A 3,161-nucleotide genomic window follows, 5' to 3' on the forward strand; every position below is an offset into this window, starting at 1 on the left:
CCTACGGGATGGGTGGATCCGTTGGGGTTAAACACTTGTCCAGGTGCAGATAGTTGCAAGCCCCCCCTTAAAGCTCCAAAGCCTTTTGATGCCGTTAGCGTTAACTCTGGCGAGCCAATCACCCCTGCACCGGCGCAGACAACAAGACAGGCGAAAATCGAGGAGCTTACCGAAGCCAATGCTAAACGTCGAATTTTGGAATACGAAACGAAGTACGATATGCACATGATCGGTAAACATGGTCCAGAGGTAGAGAGCGCCAAGTTAAGTCGGCGGTCGATTGATGGAAAAGACCCCATAACAGGTATGATTCCAAAGAACGGAAAGGGAGTTCCAAGTTCGCAATTTAACAGCTGGAAGCTTCAACTTCAGGCATGGACTAAGGCTACTTCTCGATCTGAACGAGGGCTATCGCGCTTCACTGGCGTTGATGACAAGAAAAACGATATTGTGCGAATAGAATTACCAGGGGCTGGGCGTGGATATCGGCCAAATAAAAACGACCCGAACAACCCAATTTTCAACCCGTCCATGAATGGTGCAGAAATGAAATTTCGTGAAGACGGCACGCCCTTTACTCTATTCCCCATTAAGGAATGAAAAATGTTATTTCACCCTTCCTCTGAACAGATACCTTTCGACGCCAGCTTGAACTATTTCATAGGTGTTTTCGATATTTACGATAGGGAGGAAACTCGAGGAGAAGCACTCGCCCGATTTAATCCTAACGAAAACAAAGACAGAGAGGCGCTTATTCTTGAGTATTGCCTAGATCCGTTCAACAAGCTTTCCCATCGTCACAGATACAAACTAATAGAATGCTTACTCAACGCACTAAACACTAAAGACTTCAACTTTCGCTCTTATTTTGAGGACGATCCGGATGCGTATTCAAAAATGGCCTGGGACGAAACAGAAATAGACGACCCCCGAGGTTTCTTCGCCGACATATACCGACTGGCCAACGAGGTTTGGAAAGACGACCTCCAAAAAGCCAGCCTCGAAGACCAATCAACTTGGTAATACCACCTTCAAGGCAACATAGCCTCCTGTGGTGAGCGAGCTTGCNNGGCAAGCCTGCTCACTACAAAAGGATATCAATCAGCGGAAAATCACCGCTTCGACAACTCCATAATCATCCGACTAAGCAAATAAACCCGCGGCACCACACTCTCCACCTCCGCATATTCCTCCGGCGTATGAATATTCCCGCCGACAATCCCAAACCCATCCAACGTCGGCGTCCCAACCCCAGCCGACAGGCTCGCATCCGCCGCCCCGCCGCTGCCTTCGATAGTCAGTTTCTTGCCCAACTCCGCATAAATGCCCTGGGCAATCGCGACCAACTTGTCTGACTCCGGCGTCTGCGGCATCGGTGGCAAGCCACGCTGCAAACTGGTCTTCACGTCGGTCTCAGGGATCAGCTTGTTCGCCGAGACTCGCGCCAGGTCTTTCTCGATGCGATCAAACTCTTCCGGTAATGCCGCACGCACATCGGCTTTGGCAGTGGCCTGGTCAGGAATGACGTTGGTACGGTCCCCGGCCTTGATCACGGTAAAGTTGATGGTGGTTTTTTTCTCCTCATCCCCTAGCTTGCCCAGTTGCAGGATCTGGTGCGCGGCCTCCATGGCGGCATTACGGCCAAGTTCCGGGGCGACGCCGGCGTGGGCGGCTTTGCCTTTGACTTCAACCACGGCGGTGGCGCTGCCTTTGCGCCACACCACCAGGCCGTCGGCTGGGCGGCCGGGTTCGAGGTTGAGGGTCACGTCGTGGCCCTTGGCGGTTTTGCGGATAAGGTCGGAGGCGGCGTCGGAGCCGGTTTCCTCGCTGGCGTCGAGCAGGAAGGTGATCTGCGCGTAGTCCTTGAAGCCCTGGTCCTTGAGGACTTTAAGCGCGTAGATGCCAGCGACGATACCGCCTTTGTCGTCCATCACGCCGGGGCCGTAGGCGCGACCGTCCTTGATGTGGAAGGGACGCTCAGCGGCCGAGCCTTCCTTGAACACCGTGTCCATGTGGGCCATCAGCAGGATCTTGGCTTTGCCGGTGCCCTTGAGGGTGGCGACCACGTGACTGTTGTTGGCCGCTTTGTCCGGCACCAGTTCAATGGAAAAACCGAGCTGTTTAAGCTCATCAACCGCAATGTCGCGCACTTGGGTCAGGCCCGGTTCATAACCCGAGCCCGAGTCGATATTCACCAGGCGCTCCAGCAGTTTCAGGGCTTCGGCCTTGTACTGTTCAGACTGCGCCTGGATCTGTTTATGGGGTTCGGCGCTGTAGGCCGGCAGGGCGAAGGACAAGGCCAGGGTGGCGGCCAGGAGGGGGCGGGGGAAAGTGAAGAGCATGAACCGATCCTTGTTGTTGTTGAAAGGTGCCGCCACACCCTACCCCACTAGATCGATCGCAACCAACTCCCCTGTACCGAACTGACGCGGTTGCGCCCACTGCTCTTGGCTTCGTACAGCGCCTGGTCGGCGTCGTTCAGCCACTGCGTGGAGTCGGCATGGTTCGGTTGATACGGCGCCAGGCCGATGCTCAAGCTGGCGCGCAAGGTCGGGTCCTGGGCGTAGGCCAGGGCGTTGAAACGGTCACGCAGGGCGTCCATCACTTCGGTGGCGCGGTTGAGTGGCATGTCCGGCAGGATCACGCAGAATTCGTCGCCACCGNNTCGTTGATGGTCTTGAAGTGGTCGATGTCGATCAACGCGATGGCGGCACCCGCTGGACCTCGGCGGCAGCGTTGGAATTCGATTTCCAGGTGGTCCTTCCAGGCGCCGTGGTTGAGCAGGCCGGACAGGCTGTCGGTGCGACTCAGGGCGAGCAATTCGCGCTTGTGTCGCGCCAGGGTCACCGCCTGCCGGTAGCAGATCCAGCCCAGCGCCAGCGGGTACAGCATCAGGATCGGCAGGCAGGCGTAGAGCTGTGCCTGAGAGGTGACGGCGATGAATGCCGGGGCAAAGATCAGCAACGCAGTGCCAATACCCAGCGCCTGCGCCACCCAGCCCGCCAGCATGAAGCGCGGACCGCCGATGGCCACGTTGTTCATGGTCATCATCGATAAGGTGGTCACGCTGGGCAGCGGGTTGAAGTGCATGGCACCGACCCAGAACCCACCGCAAAAGGAATCGAACAACAGGTTGCGCCGCTCGCTGCGCAGTGCGTTGT

The 3,161-nt window shown here is 56.6% G+C and carries 2 protein-coding genes and 2 pseudogenes; 2 read left to right on the forward strand and 2 right to left on the reverse strand.

Going from position 1 to position 3,161, the window contains the following annotated elements; genetic code table 11:
* Both HX823_RS31440 and HX823_RS31445 read left to right on the forward strand, forming a co-directional pair.
* Positions 1-600 (forward strand): annotated as a pseudogene (locus HX823_RS31440) (type IV secretion protein Rhs); the annotation flags it as partial.
* A 3-nt stretch (positions 601-603) separates the two neighbouring features.
* Positions 604-1,023, forward strand: coding sequence for a hypothetical protein (locus HX823_RS31445; protein ID WP_177078535.1), 420 nt, complete (start codon positions 604-606; stop codon positions 1,021-1,023).
* A gap of 89 nt (positions 1,024-1,112) precedes the next feature.
* Here the strand turns inward: HX823_RS31445 and HX823_RS31450 are convergent, their stop codons facing one another.
* Entirely contained in the window at positions 1,113-2,342 is a 1,230-nt protein-coding gene (locus HX823_RS31450) for a M20/M25/M40 family metallo-hydrolase (protein WP_177078537.1), read from the reverse strand.
* A gap of 47 nt (positions 2,343-2,389) precedes the next feature.
* A pseudogene (locus HX823_RS31455) lies at positions 2,390-3,161 on the reverse strand (diguanylate cyclase); the annotation flags it as partial.

It is taken from the genome of Pseudomonas sp. P7759 (assembly GCF_013386445.1).
Classification (GTDB): domain Bacteria; phylum Pseudomonadota; class Gammaproteobacteria; order Pseudomonadales; family Pseudomonadaceae; genus Aquipseudomonas; species Aquipseudomonas azotoformans_A.